The 17,537-nt window shown below is 72.8% G+C and carries 3 protein-coding genes; all 3 read right to left on the bottom strand.

The window, feature by feature from the left end:
• Position 1: 1 nt before the first annotated feature.
• Genes QHF84_RS06835 through QHF84_RS06825 form a run of 3 tightly spaced genes read right to left on the bottom strand, consistent with a single transcriptional unit; the run spans position 2 to position 17,347 of the window.
• Positions 2-4,297: a hypothetical protein gene (locus QHF84_RS06835; RefSeq protein ID WP_281312375.1), complete on the bottom strand. Its 4,296-nt coding sequence runs from the start codon at positions 4,295-4,297 to the stop codon at positions 2-4.
• Positions 4,290-9,146, bottom strand: a complete 4,857-nt coding sequence (locus QHF84_RS06830; protein WP_281312374.1) for a hypothetical protein — start codon at positions 9,144-9,146, stop codon at positions 4,290-4,292. The genes QHF84_RS06835 and QHF84_RS06830 overlap by 8 nt, the downstream gene beginning before the upstream one ends.
• Entirely contained in the window at positions 9,143-17,347 is an 8,205-nt protein-coding gene (locus QHF84_RS06825) for an alpha/beta fold hydrolase (protein ID WP_281312373.1), read from the bottom strand. Before QHF84_RS06825 ends, QHF84_RS06830 begins: the two co-directional genes overlap by 4 nt.
• Between the last annotated feature and the right edge of the window lie 190 nt (positions 17,348-17,537).

The raw sequence follows: 17,537 nt of genomic DNA, 5'->3' as shown, positions 1-17,537 counted from the left end.
GTCAGGTGCTCCCACGGGTGAAGTCCGTGGCGATCGCGTCGCCAGGCTGGACGTTGGTGCCGAAGTGCGCGGCAGGCAGGAGTTGCCCGATGTCGGTCATGGCGTCGGGGTCGGTGGGGTGCAGCGCCTCGAGGTCGACGGTGCGCAGGCGGGCCAGGGAGAGCGCTTCGGCGAGCGTGTTCTCCAGGAGCTCCGTGCTCCAGTGCGGCCGATCATCCGGGCTGACCGCGAGCAGGATGGCCTGCGGGGCACAAGCGCCCGGCGCGTCGAAGTGGAAGGCGACCCCGGTCGTCTCGGTCCTCGACGGGATGACCTCGACCCATTCGTCGATCACGAGGCCGGCCACGGTGGGCCCAATCGGCTCCGGCGCGTGCAGCAGGAGCGACAAGCGGCTGCCCGGGGCGCTGCCAGTCTGCGGCAGGCCGAGCCAGCGCTCGTGCGGGGTGTACGGGAGCTGCACGACCTGCGCGGTGAGCGTGTCGCCGGTCTCCAGCGCCTCGGCATACGCGAGCGCCGCGACGAAGCGGTCGACGCCGCGACGCACGCGAGCCACCCGCTGTAGCCAGCCGGCCGCGGCCTGCGGGTCGCCGCCCTGCGTCTCGGTGGAAGCCGCGAGGGCCGCCGAGAGCGTGCCCGGATCCGGGGCGGCGCTGCCGGGCAGCACGCGGAAGCCCGCGCCGAACACCACCTCCAGCCGGCCGCGATCGTAGGCGACCTGCGTGAGCTCGCCCCGGGCCCTGCGCGCCGCGAGCGCGGCCAGGGCCTCCTGCCGGCGGCCAAGCTCGGTCGCGATGACCTCGGCGTGCACGCGCAGCGGTACGCCGCCCGGAAGCGCGCCGGCCACGCCGAGGTGCGCCGCGCGGAGCAGGCCGCGCCGCAGCATCTCGTCGTCCACGCCCGTCACCAGGTCCGCCGCGGCCCGGCCGAGCGAAAGCACGGCGTCCGACGCGCGCTGCGCGAGGTCGGCATCCTCCGCCGGGGCCGAAACCCCGGCCTCGGGCAGCGCCAGGTCGCCGGGCCCGAGCGGCCGCGCCGTGTCGAGCAGCCCCCGCAGCGCCCGCAGCACCTCGAGCAGCTCGGCGACGCTGACCACGTCGGGCCCCCAATCGTCGGCGCGCGTGAAATCGAGCCGCACCGTCGCCGAAGGTCCCACCTCGGGCCTCGCGCGCACGACGGCCTCGATCCGCAGGTCGAGCTCCCCGGCTTCGGCCGCGTCGCCGCGCTCCGGCAGGTACAAGAGGTCGAGGGGCGACAGGTACAGCGCTTCGAGGTTCATCTCGATCGCCAAGGGGACCGTCGCCCCGGCAAAGGCCACCTCCGCGCGGAAACGCACGCGGCCCGGCGCCGGCAACAAGCGCGAGAGCCACTGATTCAGCCGCGGCTCGGCCATCGCCCGCGCCTGCACGTCCGGTCGGATCGGCCAACCCGAAGGCTCCGCGTCCCCGTCGCCGAGGAGGACCATCAGGCGGTGCGTGACCGCGATGCCCGTCCGGGGGGTGCGTGCGACCTCGAGCTCGGGCGGCGGCGCTTCCCCGCGGTCGGCGGCGTCGAGCGTGGCGCCTGCCCGCAGCGGGTTGCCCTGCACGACATGATGAACCGCCTCGGCCAGGAGCGCGTCGCTCACCGTATCGACCGCCTCGGCCAGGCCGGAAAGGACGTCGGCGAGGGCGGCGCGCTCGCCGGCGTCGGTCACGCCGAGGTGCTGCTCGAGGTCGAGCTCCCCCGCCGACCAGGCCCGGTGCAGCGCAAGGCCGTCGACGACGCCGAACGATCGCACGGTCTCCTGCGTGCCGCCCTCCACGGAGATACCCGTCGCGCGGCGCGGAAACCGCGTACGGAACGCGGGCAGGTGCGCGGGCAGGCCGATCCGCGGGTGCTCGTGGAGCGCGCGCTCGAAGCGGTAGCCGAGCAGAGCGCCGATCGGTTGCCCCTGCCGCGCGCCCTCCAGCAGCCAGGTCGCGAGCTGCACGCGGTGGGAGCGGAGGTCGATCGCGAACGGGCTCTGGCCGTCCGCCCCGTAGGCTCGGTAGCCACCGCGCAGCACGGCGGCCGTGGTGGCGTGGGGGATCGACGGGGCGTGGACAAAGCCGGCGCCTGCCGGGTCCATGTAGAGCGTTCCCGCCTCGTCGGTCACCGGATCCGCCACGGGCACGGGGCCGCGGGGCCGCAGATCCTCGAGCCACGCATACCCACCGATGTGCACCCCGGCCGCCCTCGGCGCGCTTGCAGGCTGCCGGAGCCAGGAGAGCCGCCGGGTCGCGAAGGACGTGAGCCACGCATCGAGCCTGTGCGATGCCAGATCCAGCGCCTGCGCCATCAGCCGCTCGAGCGTGGCGACGGGCTGCCCCGCGAGGCTCTGAAGCGCCAAGCGGAACGCGGTGAGGTCGGCGAGGACCGGGTCGGTCGCCGCGGCGCGGGCGATGTAGTCGTCGAGCCGCTCGTTGGGGACCTCCGGGGACCACGCATGCTGGAGCGCGAGCTGGCGCCAGATCGTCGGCGTGCTGGGGCCCGGGATGATGTCGACGAGCTCGGGCTCTCGGTACGCCGGGTTCAGGCCGGCCCGCCGCTGGACGCGCGTGGCGGCCTGAGCGTGCTCGAGCAGCAGCCCGTGACGGAGCAGGCGATAGAGCAGCGGCGTGTGCTCGGGGGGACCTGCGTCCAGCCGGTCGCGCGCGGCGGTCGCGCTCAAGCCTGCGCCGGCGAGCAGCGTGAGGTAGCTCTGCGCCGTCTCGCCGAGAGGCGACTCGACCGGCGGAAAGGCGACGGGGAACGACTGCGTCGAGAAGACCGCGCGGCCCACGCGCGGATCCCATGCGCCGAGGCCGAGGTCCTGGCCGAGCCGCCCGGCGGCCTGCATGAGCGCCGTCTCCCAGCCCGGGCCGAGCCCGATCTCCGGCTCGGAGAACCGCCACAGGTAGGCGATGTACTCCATCCCGAGCAGGCTGCGCGCGTAGTAGGCGTGGGCATGCGCGCCCATGCCCAAGATCCGCACCGCCGTCTCCGGGCCGAGGCGATCGGCAGCGCGCGGAACCGAGGCGATCGACGGCTCCCAGAGCTGCGTTCGCAACCGCTGGAGGAAGGCGACGGTCCCGGCGCCGAGCGCGACCGGGCCTGCCCCGTCCTCGCGCTCCGTATAGGCCGCGGTGTGCAGGATCGGGAGCAGCCCATAAGGCTGGTTCGCCACGCGTAGCGCCGGCAGCGGGCCTCCGGGCCGGACCCAGTCGAGGACATGCCGGCGGACGCGGCTCGCCTGCTCGTCGCCGACGTCCGGCCCCAGCATCTGCGTCAGGAAATAGCCCCACGTCACCTGCCAGAGCGCGGTGTGCATCGAGCGCGCGACGGCCTGCTCCGGATCCTCGGCGCCCGCGGCGTGGGCGACGGCCCCCTCGAGAGGCAGCCCGAGCGCCGTGGCCAGCACGCGGGCATTGGCGTCGGGATCGGGGGAAAGCCCGGTCCCGATGCGGGGGCGGTACGCCGCGCGATAGGCGGGATCCTCGCGGCCGGGCGGGGCGGCCGCGCCCGGCGTGTTGTTGGTCGGCGTCCCCTGGGGCAGGTAGCCAAACCCGTCGGTGTAGTAATGCGCATCGAGCAGGGCGGAAAGCGTGCTCGCGCCCTCCGCGCCGCTCGTGGACTCCTGGACCCCGTACACGAAGATCTGCGCCCAGCCTTCGAACTCGCCGACAGGGATTTCGGGCGGCGGGGAGAGGACGAGGCCCATGCCACGGTTGAACGCGGTATCGAAATCGATCAGCCATTTCGTGGCTTCGTCGACGGGCGCCACATGATCGGGCAAACCGGACGGGTCGAACCCCGGCGACGGCCCGACCGCGAGCGGCGGGGTGATCTCGCTGCCGGTGGTGCGTGATCGCAGGTCCGCCCGCCCGATGGGAATGCCGACGGCGTGCCACCGCGTGGGCATGGCCTGCGCCAGCGGTGCGCGCGTCCAGACCGCGTCGCGCGACACGACCGCCGGGAACGCGGGGGCGCCGTCGGGCCGGGAGGCGAGGTTCGTCGGTTCGAGCGCGCGGGCGATCCAGGCGCCGCGCTCGGGCCCGAACGCCACCGCGAGCGTGTCCCAGGCCGCGACCTCGGACGCCTCGTTCGTCGCCGTCCACATGGCGTTCCAGTAAGCCTTCCCGGCCGCCTCCTCCTCCGCGGTCAGCTCCGGCTCGTGGGTGTCCACGTGGATCTGGTCCGGGTAGACGCGGATATGCAGGTTCGTCCCGCGAAAGCGGGTTTCGAGCCGCACCGGGAGCAGCGCGATCGGTACGTCGGCAGGCAAGTTCCACTCAGGCATCACGCACCACGGCGAAGGAAGAGGGGTTGATCGGCGGGTCGCCGTCGTTATCGAGATCCGGCAGCATGTCCGTCGCGTGCACGGCGACCTGCACGCTGCGCTGGAGGGTGATGTGCGCGAGGTGCGCGCTGCTCCGGGCCCAGGTGGCCTGGGGGTCCCCGCCGTCGCGGCGCGTGGGGCGCGTGATGCCACCCCACGGCGCCGCCCGGACCGGCGCGTGCTGGAGCCGCTCGAGGCCTGCTTCATTCTGCGCGAGCGCCGCCCAGTCGAGCTCCTCCCAGCTCGCCGGCGCCGCGCCGTACGCGGCGTCCGCGGGCGGATCGTCGACGCCGAACCGCGGCGCCGTCGGATTCTCGGCCAGCACGAAGAACCAGCCGGGATCCCCATTCACGCCGCGCGCCTGCTCGACGGTCATCGGGAATCCGAAGAGCACCTGATCCGGCGGCAGGTGCGCCTGGAACTGCGGCAGCATGACCTCGGCGCCGAGGACGCGGGGCGCGCTCGGGTCGTCGTCTGCCCACGCGGCGCTGCGCGCGAAGACGCTCGCATTCGGGTAGCGGTGCAAAAGCTCGCCCCGCACGACCAGGACGACCATCTCCGGACCGCCCACGGCCGTCGCATTGCCGCCGAGCTCCTTGTCGGCCGCCCATTCATCAATGGGCGGGATGTCCGTGAGGGGCCCGGCGTCCGGGTCACCGCCGCGCGCGTCCCAGAACTGCCGGAAAAACGTCGCCCGTCGATCGCCGGGGAACTCGCGCCACAAGAGCTCGCGGGCAAACTCGTGGTTGAGGCCGATCATGTAGGCCTCGATGAACGCCGAATTGGCGCGCACGAGCGTGATCGTGTCGGGAGGCACCTCCCCGCGACCGCTGAGCACGAGATCCTGGGAGAGCTCGACCAGCGGCTGCGACATCGGTTGCGGGAAGGTCGGCGCGACGGCGAGCGGGTTCAATCGGTCCGCTCCCTCCGGCAACTGGTCGAAGTCGACGCCTTCGATGCGATCGGTCACCCGCTTCGTGACGTTCCGCTCCGGCGAAAGCGCTGCGCGCACGCCCTCGGCGATGGGCGACAGCTCGAGATGCGCCTGGTCGTCCGCGCGGGCGAGCGCTTGGCCGCGCTCGATGAGCTGCTGGTGGAGCATCGCCGCCGTCCGGAAATCCACCCCGAACTGGCGCTTGCGATCGAAGAGCGCATTATCGAGATCACCAATCGCAATGCCCGCGCCCAGGCCCTCCGCGCCCCAATACCCGCCGGCGTGGACCTCGCGCGACTCGCTCCAGCGGCGCGGGAGCCCCGAAGCCTGGAGGTCGAATCCTACCCGGTAAAAGGCGCGGTTCTGGCCGGGCAGGTTCTCGATGTAGAAAAAGACGAGATCCGGTGACTGGCTCCCCGAGAAGTCGGCCAGCGCAATGGAAGCGCCCTGCACGTCTTCCCCGAGCGGCCCGCCGCCCACCTCGTACGGGCCGGTCCATCCGCCCACGACGTGGCCGCGGGCGTTGATGTCCCGGCCGATCATGTAACTCGCGCGCAGGCCCGACGGGGTCCACTCGACCAGCAGCACCACGAGCTCCGGTCGCAGATCGTTGTTGATGTCGGCGACGGCGACGCCCAAGCCGCGCACGGGCAACGCGTCGACGGGGCGACCCGGCCAGGGCACCTCGATCGACTCCGTCCAGCCGCCGGTGACGTCGCCGGCCGCGTCCACGCGCCAGCCAATGCGGTAGAAAACCCTCTTTTGGTTCGGGATGCCGGAGACGTACGCGGCGATCATCTCGGGCCGGTCGTCGCCGTCGAGGTCGCCGAGCGTCATGTCGGCCGCCAGCACGGGGAAGGCCGCGGTGAGCGCGTTGCCGCTCGATCCGAATTGCGTGCTCATCGGCGTCGGCATCCGCTTGACCGGCCCGGACCAATCGGCGGCGCCATCCGGCCCCACGTTCCGACCGATGCGCCAGGAGCCGAAATACCCCAGATAGTTGTCCTCGATCCAGAACAGGACGATGTCCTGGCGGCCCGAACCATCGAGGTCCCAGAGCGCGATCCCCGCGCCTTGGGCCTCCTGGCCCGCGCCCTCGGGGTGGTCGCCAATGCCGGTGATGCCGGGTTTTTGCTCCCACCCGCCGCGCACCTCGCCCTCGAACCCGAGGTCGCGCCCGATGCGCAGATGAGCGACGTTCGGGCCTCCCGGCATATCGATGTGGGCCACGAGCAAATTCGACATGAAGCCGAGCGTCCCCCGCCAGATCGGCCGCATGGGCGGCAATGCGTAGTCGTCGCCGGCCCCGGGCGACGTCGGGAGCCCGAAATCGTCCCATGTGTAGCTCGCCCCGACCCGCAGCACCAGGAGCTTGCCATCCGCCGCGAGCCACGGTTCGCCATTACGAACCGTGCCCCAAGCACGCAGGCCCCCCACCGGGCCAATGGGCTCCCAGACCGAATCGGTCGCGCCCGGCGGCGTCCAGAATCGCCACACGCGCCCGCTGGACTCGGAGGTGACCCACATTCCGTTGTCCCACCCGATGATCCAGGAGATATTCTCGCCCGTCGGTGAAAACGGGCCCCAGAGGCCCTGGAAGAACGGGTAACGCACGAAGATCTGGCCGCTCGTGGTCCGCACGAATGCGGGGACCAAGGGGGGAGTGCCCTGAACCAGCGGCGGGACCATGGGATCGATCACGACGTCGGGGAAGCCCTTGTCCGCGGGGCAGCCCCAATCCTCCCACAACCAGGTGTTACCATCTTTGTAACAGCAGTAGAGGTGCCCATTGAGGCCGTGGACGAAGAGGTTGTCGCCATTCGCGGCGCTCGGCACACCGCAGGCAAGGGTGTTGGGTGGCGCGCCGATGCGGTGCCAGGTCGCGCCGAGCTCCCACAGGTTGCCGTCGGCGGCGATGGCGTACACGCTGTCATTCGTGCTGGACTGGGTGTTCCGCTCGATCACCACCGGTTGACCCGTGATGGACGCACCATTCGGCTTGCCGCAGTCCTCCCATAACCAGCGGTCGCCGTCCCAATGGAGGGCGCAGAGGCGGCCATCCGCGGTGCGCACGAATGCGTAAAGATCACGCAGGGCCACCGGCTGCGACGTGGCGATACTGCCCGGCGGAAAGCCGTGATCATGCCACGCGGCGGGATTGTCCACGCGCGACAGCACCCGGCCGTCCTCGGCGACCATGAATACGCGGTTCGGCATGGCCGCGCCGATGGACTGGACCCGCGGCGTCGCTTTCGTCCGTGTCTCGCTCGGGAGCGGATTCGTGTCCTCCCACCAGCGCGGCTTTACCCGCGATGCGGTGAGATCTTTCACACTATCGTTCCCGGTGAGATGCTCCAGCGCGACCATGCCCGGCGCGGGTTTCAGGAGCGGATTGACGGTCAGGTTCCGGGTCGCCAGCGCTTGCACCGGCGGCGCGAGCGGGCCGTCGGTCGAAATCCGCCGGGCGAGCGGGCCGCCCGGTCGCGTCAGCCGCCGGAACGCGGGCGAGACCGCCGCCTGGACCTCGCGGTTGCCACCGAGCGGCGTGGTCTCGGTCAACGCGGCGTGCGCGGGGGCGCTCACCTGCAGGAGCCGCTGCTGATCCAGGGCGGCGCCGCCGAGACGGCGCTCGTAGGCCGACGTGCCCGCCGTCCGCGCGAGCTGGCCCTGCCGGAGCGCATCGTTGACGCGCGCGACCGCCGCGGCCTGCGACCACGCCGAGGCCATGAGCGCCTCCTGGTGACGCCGGATGATCTCGGCGCCGTACGCGGCGGCCACGCGGTGCCGCGGGTCGAGGTTGAGCTCGCGCAGCCACTCGGGGCCGTCGGCCACGTTGCCGACGCCGGCATGGCCGCCGCCGTAGAGAGGCGGGCCGAGGCGGCCGGGGCGCTGGGTGAGCAGCGGCGTCAGCGCGTCCGCGAACGCCTCGGCCGCGTCGGGGTCCCAGGGCGACGGCGGCGTCTTCGCGCCGCGCAGGGCCCCCACGAGCTTGACCACGGCGGCCGGGTCGGCGGGGTCGATCGCCGGGAATCCGGGCCCTGGATGGCTCACGTCGAGGGGCCGCTGGCCCAGATTGGCGGGCGCCGGTCGCACGCGCAGGCGCCGCACCAGCGCCTCGAAGTCGCCCTCCAGGCCGGTCCCGAACGTCCAGTGATGGTAGACCGGGAGCGCGATCTCGTCGTCGTTCGCGCCCGCCGTCCACGCGGGCGCGAGCGCCGCTTCGTCGGCGGCGCTGAGCGGGATCCCGAGCCCGCGCTTGCGCCCGGCTTCGAACGCCGGGACCACACAGGCGATGTAGCGGGTGCCGGCGCGCAGACGCCGCGGGCAGAGCAGGCGCGACAGCGAGCGCTCCGGCGGACCGCTCAGCAGCCCGTCGAGCGTTCCGGCTTCGAGGTCGCCGTCGGTGGCGAGCTGCACGTGCGCCCAGGCCCATGACTCGTCGAGGTTCGGCAGCTCCCGGCGCGGGCAGCGCAGCACGGGCAGCGGCGCCGCGGGCTCGGGCCCTACCCGGCCGATCCCGGCCTCCACGACCACCAGCACGAGCCACGGGCGGAGCCGCTCGCCGTCCTGGGCCTGCGCCGGGGTCAGGAGCCAGGGCAGGTGGGGAGCATCGAACTCGATCAGCGGGAAAAAGCTCGGCTCCGCGGAGTCGACGCCGGGCGCGGGATCCGTGCGGATGACCTGGCGCGGGTCGAGGCCGGTGACGTCGCCGGGCCCATACAACCGGGCGGGCAACTGCACCTCGGTCCGCTCGTTGAGCCGTACGCCGATGCGCAACGCGCCGTGCGCGGGCAGCGGTCCGGTGAGCGGGTCCGTCACGCTCGCGTCGAGCTGAGGGCCGACGCGCGCCCAGGAGAGGAAGGTCAGCCCGCTCATCCTGCCACCCCCAGCCCGAGTGCCGGACCACGGAAGCGGGCCGGGCCGGTGCTCCGCGCCTTGGCCTGCGCCGCGGCCCCCGCGGCCGCGAAGCGCTGGAGCGTCGTCATCGCCGCCGGGGCGGCTCGGGATGTTGCCGATGTCGGCACAACCTTGGACCTCGCGAACATGGGCGGAGCCTCGGATGCCAGGCGGGCGGGTCCGTCGGGCTTGTCGATGATGATGGTCTCTGGCTCGAGCGTCGCTTCGAGCGGGGGGGCGCTATCCCGCGAGACGCCCCTCCCGCCGACGCGGCGGCCACCTTCCCAGCGCTCGAAGCTCGGCCGCGAGAGCTTCTCGTGGTCGGAGAGATCGAGGAACTGGGCCGGCGCGAAGTACTCGTCGATGGGCTCGCCGACGAGGTCCGTGCCCCCGACCCGGAGCTGGGTGATGTCCAGGCGGGTAGCTCCGGCGATGCGGGAGCTGCCGAAGCGCTGGAGCTCCCGTCCGAGGGGCGCGACCCGCTGCGTGACCGAGAGGCTGGCGAGCGGATGGATCAAGAGCTCGCCCTCGGCGCGCGGGATCTCCCGCACGGACACCAGCGACTCTCCTTCCGGCGGGAGCTGCGTGCTCCAGCTCCGCGGGTCCACGAGCGCCGCCTCGACGAGCGGTTCGAGCTCCACGAGCGCCGGAGCCGGCTGCGGAGCGGCAGAGCCGAGGCGTACGTCGAAGGAGACGTCCGCGCTGATGAACAGCAACTTGAAGCGGGCGTACCCACGCGCGTGCCAGGGCGACGGGCCCGTGAGCGTCACGTAGACGGAGACGCCCATGAGCTTGCGTGACCCCTGCTTGAGCGCGACCGAGCCGCTCATCTCGACGAGCACCGAGAAGGGCTCGAACTGGAAGAGCGCGTCGAACGCGAGGACGCCCTCGATGCTGAAGCTGGCCTTCGACGCGTAGAGCTCGAGCCGCGCCCCGAACTGCGCGGTGTTCGAGGTCAGGGCCAGGTAGGACTCCAGGCGCAGGCGCGGGTTGTTACCCGTGCAAAGCGAGAGCGCGAGGCGATCGAGCGACGGGAACCCGGGCGGCGGCTGGAAGCGTGGATGGAAGCCGCCGGCGGCGAGCGCGAACCCGGGCCGATCGCCCCAGCTCATGCGCATCGCCATGTCGCCGGTGAGGGCGAACCCCGCGATGGTCGAGTCGTAGAGCGTCGCATCGACCGACGCCTGGCTGCGCTCGAAGTCGACGACGCCGAGCACGTCCATGTTGATGGCGACGATCGGCACCTCTTCGTGGGGCAGCGCCATGCGCAGGCGGCCGAGGACGATGAGCCGCACCGGCGCCGGCAGCTCCAGGATGAGCCCGAGATCCAGCGTCACCAGCGTGGGCGTCCCCCACCCGAGGCGCGCCATCGGCCCGATCACGAAGCGGCCCTCGGCCGGCGGGAACACCGCGTTCAGGTTCGAGATGAGCTGCGGCGCGTTGGCCACCGGGTCGCGCGGGAACATGATCGAGTCGAGCGTGCGCGCCTTGATGCCCGCGCGGAGGACATCGACCACGGCGGTCCGGTTGACGCCGATGAGCCCACCGACGCCGGACAGCGTGAACCCGAATCCGAGCTGGATCGGCGTGAACTCGGCGGAGATGATGAGCAGCAGCGAATAGCCATCGCGACCGTCGGGCATGCGGGTCGTGATGATCCCGATCGCCTTGAGCGCGATGCCCTTGAATTCGAGCTGCACGACGCCGGCGTATTGCCCCTTCGACTCGTCCACGAAGAGGAAGCCGCCGCCCCCGACGATGCCGGCGTCCATGGAGAGGCCGACCCCGTCCGGCGCGCGGAAGCCGAGCTTATTGCCCGACGCGCCGAAGGACGCCTTGAGGCCGACGCGCTGCACCGACGCCTGGAACGGGCCCAGCGAGGCGTTGCCGCTCAGCGCCGCTTCGAGGGACACGAGGCCTTCGCGCGCCTTGAGCGCGAGGTAAAGCTCCTGGAGCCGCAGGACCGTCAGGTCGAGATCCAGCGGGAAGGTCAGCTCGAGCCCACCGCCCGGGGAACCGCCGTGCAGGCTGAGCCCCTTCCCTTCCCGCCACGCGACCCCGAGCGCGAAGGGCGCCGCGAGCTCCGGCGGCAGCACTTTCTTCAGGAAGGAGTCGCCGTCCTCGGACGAGACGCTGATCCGCGCAGCGTCGAGCTCCGCGCTGGCGCCGAGCTTCGAGACGTCGACGGCGAAGGCGCGCGCGGCGTCGAGGAAGGTCATGCGGAAGAACAGGAACCCGCCCGCCGCGCCGATCTCGAACGGACCCTTCACCAGCGCCTCGTCGCCGGCGCCCGAGAGCACGACCCCGAGGCCGGTCACGTCGAGCGCAGGCGTGACGCGCACCGGCGGCATGCCCTCCGTGTCCTCGAGCAGCCAGAGCGTCACGCCCGCGTCCGCATCGTCGAGCCACTTGGCCTCCCCGAAGCGCACGCTGACGTCGACGTCGCCGCCGCTCAGGTCCTGCCGCCCCTTGAGCCGCAGCCCCCGCCGCCCCTGCTCGGCGACGGGCGTGAGGCTCAGCGTGTCGGAAACATGGATCGTGACGTTCGTCACGAGCGCCTTGAGCGCCCGCAACGCGAGCTCCGGGAGCTCCGGCCGCGCCGCCGCGAGCGCCGGCGGTGTCGTGTTCGGCTCCACGAGCCCGGACGCGTCGAGCACCGAGCGGACGGTCGGCCCGCCCGTCCAGAGAGGCCGCGGAAGCTCGGCCTCGAACGTGCGCAGGAGGAGCTGCGCGACGAGCGGCACGCCCCAGCGTTCGAGCAGCGTCATGGCCGCGCCATCGCCCAGGACGAGCTCCGGCTCGGGGGCCACACGTACGGCGAAGTCGTCCTTGGCTGCGGCGCCGAGCGGATGGATCTCGAAGGCGGGACGGCCGTCGTCGACGGCGAAATCGATCGACGGCTGCAGGAACGCGAGCTCGCCCTCGGCGTCGAGGCGGAGCACGAGGTGGCAGACGAGGCCCTGGTCGTAGCCCGCCGAAAGCTCGTCGGCGACGACGGGACCGAGGCGGACGCCCTGCACGCCGAGCGTGAGCGCCGGCGCGGCGGCGGCGCCCGCGCCTGTCCAGCCGAGCATCGCGGACACGGCGCCGCCCGCGGCGAGTGGATAAGTCCATCGCACCGTCGAGCCCACGCCGGTCACGCTCCCGGGCAGCGCGACGAGCGGCGTCGGGCCCGTGAAGATCTGCGTGATCGCATCCGCGATGACCGCGCCGGAGGTGGCCTTCGATTCGAGCCAGCCCGGCTGCAGGATCTTCCCGAGCTCGGCGGCGCGTGTCGGCTCCTCGAAGCCCTGCGCGTCGAAGTCGTACACGCCGAGCGCCTTCGCGATCGACAGCGCGATCCGCACGAGCCCCGAGGCCTCCGTCGGTTGCGGGGCGAGCTCGTCGACCACCGCCTGCAAGACGGCCGGCAAGAGGCTCACGACGCCGCTCGCGAGATCGTCGAAGCCGCTGAAGCTCGGCAAGAGCTGGATGCGCGCGGCGTTGTTCGGTTTCACGGACAGGGAGAGGCCGCTCGGGTCGGCGCCGACCTCGATCTCGATGCCCGCCCACCCGCTGCCGGGCAGCCCCACGCGGAGCATCCCCTGGCCGGTCGGGGTGACGGCGAGCGCGTGATCGAGCTTCAGGCCGAGCGCGAGCTCGAGCTCGTCCCCGGCGGCTCCCAGCGGGAGGACGCCGGAGAGCGCGAGGGTGAGCGGGTCCGAGCCACTCGCCGCGAGGACGAGGCCCCCCGGCAGCTCGATCCCACCGGCGTTCGACAGACCGAGCGCGTTCGCCACCGCCTGGAGCAGCGCGCTGACCTTGGCCGGGTCGAGACCACTGCCGTCGTCCGCGCCCAGGGCGAGCGGGGAGAGGAGGAAGCTGGCCGGGGACGTGAGCAGCCGCTCGATCCCGCGCACCCGCACGTCCCCACCGACCAGCGCGCCGAGGATCCCGGAGACGACCGCGGAGGCCGCGAGCATCGGGACATGGCGGGCGAGCGCGTCGCGCAGGACCTCGACGGGCGGCGGCGGCACGAGCTGGATGGGTTCGAGCCACGGCGGCGCCGCCAGCGTCACCGTGCCGCTCGACCAGCGGAGTTCGGTGGCGGCGAGCGAAAGGCGCGCGTCCACCGCGCTCGTGAAGTCCGGGAGGGTCAGCGCTGCCGCGACCGCCACGCCGAGCGCCGGGGCGAGCTCGAGCGTGTCCGCCTCCGTCGCCGGATCGAACGTCCGCAGGCCGAGCTTCCAGGGATTCGCGGCCACCGTCAGCTCGATCGGGAGCGACGCGAGCTGGAGCGCCCAGGAGGGGCCGGCGCCGCGCGTGGCGCCCACGGCGGCGGCCACGACATCGAGCAGCGCTGGCAGCCGCGGCCCGAGCTGCGCCGTGGGCTGCGCGGCGATGGCCCCGAGCTCCTCCAGGGAGAACGCCAGAGCGCCGGTGCCGTCCCCGACCACCAGCCCGAGCGCCATGAGCGCGTCCAGCAGAAGGGCTTCCCGCGTTCCCGCCGCCGGCCGGGGGCCTGCGAGGAAAGCGAAGCGCGGGAGCGACGAGAGCCGATTCACCAGGTCGGAGAACTCGAGCCAGGGGCGGAGGGCGTCGGAGCCCGCGTCGTGCAGCCGCAGGAGCGGAATCGCCGTGGCGCTTCCTCCCTCCTCGGGCCACACGGACACCCCGAGCTCCACGCGGCGGAGCCGTTCCCCCGGCATCGCTTCCGGGCCGCCCACGAGCCAGGCACCATCCGACCGGCTCACCTCCGCGTGCACGTGCACCGCGGGGGTCGGGCGCATCGGCTCGGGAGGCGCAGCCACGAGGGCGGCCGAAAGCACGTCCACCCGCACGGCAGCGCGGACGTCGAGGTCGCCGGGCTTCCCGTCCGAGAGATGGAGCCGAGCCCGCACGCCGAAGCCAAAACGCGTCGGCGCTGCCAGGCTGCCGGCTGCGGCCAGCGCCCGGTCCGCCACGACCTGCGCGAGATCCTCGATCAGGCCGGTCGGGAGGTACCCCGGGATCGCGAGCCCTCGCCCGGTGCTCTCGGCGCCTTCCAGGCCGGCGAAGGCCGCGAGGCGGTCGGGGCGCGCGTCGTCGAGCATCGCGACGAGGTGCGCGACGGCGCGCCCGGCAGGCGTGCGGTCCGCTGCCGGATAGAGCACGTTCACGAGCCGCACCGCGCCGGCCATCGTCGAATCGAGCAGCGGGGGAAGATGGCTGCCGCCGTGCGGAGTGCCGAGGGTCACGACCCCGGCCACCTCTGCGGGGACGACCGCCCCATAAGCCCGCGCGACCAGCCCGGCCGTCGAGTGGCCGACCAGGTAGACCTGCGTCTGGCCCGTGATCTCTCGCACCCGAGCTACCACCCGCGCGAGCTGCGCGGCCATGAAACCGAGATCCCCGTCGGCCAGGTCGGCCGTGTAATGCGTCGCGGCCGCCGTCACGTGCGAGAGCGGCGCCGTGAGCGGGTCGATGCCCGCCGCGCGCAGGTCGAAGTGCGCGCCCTCGGGTCGGTCCGACTCCGCCGCCTGGAGATAGGCGCCGAAGCTCTCGTGGTCCGCGAACGGCGCGGAGAGCAGCACGACCGCCCTCGCCACGACGCCCTTGCTGCCGCCGGCCCAGGCGTCGATGGCCTGTCCGATCTGCGCGATGGCCGCGGGCGCGGCGGGCAGCTCGTGGTGCGCCGCCGGCACCGGCGTCCCCCTCCCCCAGTTCGCGACCGCGGGAGCCTGCGCGGCGGCCGGCACGAGCCCATCGCCGAGCGCGAACCAGCCGGCGAGCGCCGTGAGCGCGGACGCGGTCTCGGCCGGATCGCGCCCCTCGAGCGCGCCGGCGACGTCGGGCAGGAGCGCGGACGCGTCCTCCAGAAAACCAACCAGCGCATCGCCGTCCGCGGCCAATCGCACGCGCTCGGCGCGCGCCTGCCACCACGCCTCGGGCGGCCCATCCGGATCGAGCCAGCCGAGGAGCTCCACACTTCCCTCGGCCAGCGGCAGGATCCAGGGCCGCTCGTACGTGCCGGCCCCCGCGAGCGGGAGGCTCGGAGGGTACGTGTCGGCGGGGCGCGCCGGCAGCTCGCTCACGAGGAGCGCGCGAAGCCAGGGAAGCGCGGCGAGCGTGAACGGTGTCCCATCGGCCGAGCTGCCCCGGAGAACTTGCTCGAGGTGCGCGCGGACCGCGCCCAGCGGGTCCTTGAACAGGCTGCCGAGGTCCGCGGGGTCCGTCGGCCCGAGGAGCGGCCAGTCCGCGGGCAGGCCGCGGAGCTTGCGGTGGAGCCCGAGCAGCGCTCCGATGGTCAGGCCCGCCGGCCCACCTGCGCTGTGCAAGACCTCGGTGAGGAGCAGGCGCAGCAGCGCTGTCGCGGTCCCCGCCCCGAGCCCGAGGCCGAGGTCCGGCGCGGCCGGATCGAAGGAGGACATCGGGAGCGCGAGCGTGGTCGGCCCGACCGGGTCGCCGCTGCCCGTCGCGACCAATCCGTCGACCTGGATCCGCCAGGTCGGCGTCCTGCCGAGCGCCCAGTCGAGGTGCCCGGAGACGGCCGTCGCCGTGAGCCCGAGCCCGGCGGCGGTGACGAGCTCCGGGATGGGCGTGAGCGTGAGGGAGACGTGCTGCGCATCGAGGAAACGCAGCGCAGCGGGGCCACTCGGCGGGAGGTCGAAGGCGACGAGCTCGGCGACCCAAGCCCCCTCCCACGGTCCCGTCGCGAAGGAGAGCCGCAGACCGAGCCGAAGGAGCTGCGTGCCGGCGGGCGTCGCCGCGTCACGCGCGTTCCAGGCGGCCAGCTCGATCTTGGCAACGCCCTGTTCCGCGATCACCACCCGCCACGGCTGCTGCGGCGTTCCGTCGCCCGCGTGGGGCGTGAGGATCCCGAAGATCGCCGCCAGCTCCGCGAACAGGTGCTCCCAGCCGTGCTGCGTGTCCCCGAGCGCGCTGCGGTGCACGTTCGCGATGGCGCGCGTCGGATCCGAGAGCAGCGCCGCGACATCCAGCGCGTGCGAAAAGCTCGGATCACTCGCCGGGGCCCGGAGCCCCACGAGCGAAAGAACGGCCTCGCCGAGCCGGGACGACCCGAGCGCCGCCTCGATCGCGCCCTGAACCGCCGCTGTCCCCGAGGTGACGAGCGCGTTCGCGTTGCTGAGGTCGAGCCGCGGATGCGTCGCGCCGTTGAGGATGACGTCGCGCAACTCCAGCCGCGGGACGAGCCGCTGCCCATCCCAGGCGATGCCACCGACGACCGTCCCGAGCTTGATGGCGGGCGCTTGGTCGACCACCGAGCCCGTCGTCGGAGTGACGAGCGTGAGGTGCGCGGCGGGCAGGACCGTCGCCCGAGAAGCCTCCGCCAGCGGGAGCCCGAGCAACGTCGCCGCCCCCTCCAATCGGCCCGCGGCCGCCGCGAGCGAAAGGGCGACCCCGAAAAGCAGCACCGGCGGTCCGCTGGCCGGCGCGTCCACGCCCAGCGTCAGGCAAAGACTGGAGCCGGAGCCGAGATCGATCACGGGCGCCTGCAAGGGGCTCGCCGCCGATCCATCCCCGCTGACGGTCGGCTCCGCCGCCGGCAGCCCGGAGCCGAGCAGCCCGACGAGCCGGGTGAACCAGAGGTGAAGCGACACCGGATCGGCCGCGATTTCAGCGAGCCAGCTCCGCAACGCCGCCGGGTCGCGTAGCAAATCGTGCACGCGGAGCGCCGGCAATGAGCCATCGAGCCCGAAGAGCCCTGGTAAATTGGCCAAGACGCGGGCGACGTGCGGGTCATCCCCGCTGAATTGCGCGAGCCCTTGCGTGAGGATCTTCGCGAGGACCCGCGTCGCGTCCGCGTCGAGCTTCGTCGGATCCAGATAGGTGCGCGTCCCGGGCGCGGCCGCTGGATCGAGGTCCTCGAGCACGATGCGCAGCGCCCCGCCCGCCTCGATGTTCACCGAAGCCACGGCTGCAATGCTCGACGGATGCGAGCCTTCCGCCCATTGTGCTTCCAGCACGAGCTCGAACGGCGCCTCTGCCGATCCGGCGACCGCCACCACCGTCCCGTTCGATACGTCGACGAGCGGCAGCCGTAGAGAGGCGCGGGCCCCCGGCGTCATGGCCGCCGGCGTCTCGAGCGAGGCGGCCACGCCGATCAATTCGCCCTGAATCGTGAGATAGACGTTCCCGCGGCCGGTGGGCGAAAGAAGAGGATACCAGCGAGCATCCCCGTCCAGGCCCGAGACGTGCATGGAGGGTAGGATTTCCTCCAGCAGGCCAAGAAGCGCCGCTCGTTGGTGCGCATCGGATACAATCGTACGCAGCCGTTCGAGTGGGTCATCGAACCAGCCGGCATCGACGTAGCCGTCGGCTGCGACGAGGCCAATGGCCCTGGCAAGAGAAAGGAGCTGGGGCGAGACGTGAGAAGTAGCGCTCAACGGA

Source organism: Polyangium sp. y55x31 (genome assembly GCF_029946505.1).
Classification (GTDB): Bacteria; Myxococcota_A; Polyangia; order Polyangiales; family Polyangiaceae; genus Polyangium.
The sequence above is the reverse complement of the archived record's forward strand: the minus strand, read 5'-3'. Positions and strand labels throughout refer to the sequence as shown.

Coding starts and splice junctions, on each gene's coding strand:
- QHF84_RS06835 (WP_281312375.1), bottom strand. CDS start 4,297: ATGCCTGAGTGGAACTTGCCTGCCGACGTACCGATCGCGCTGCTCCCG.
- QHF84_RS06830 (WP_281312374.1), bottom strand. CDS start 9,146: ATGAGCGGGCTGACCTTCCTCTCCTGGGCGCGCGTCGGCCCTCAGCTC.
- QHF84_RS06825 (WP_281312373.1), bottom strand. CDS start 17,347: ATGCACGTCTCGGGCCTGGACGGGGATGCTCGCTGGTATCCTCTTCTT.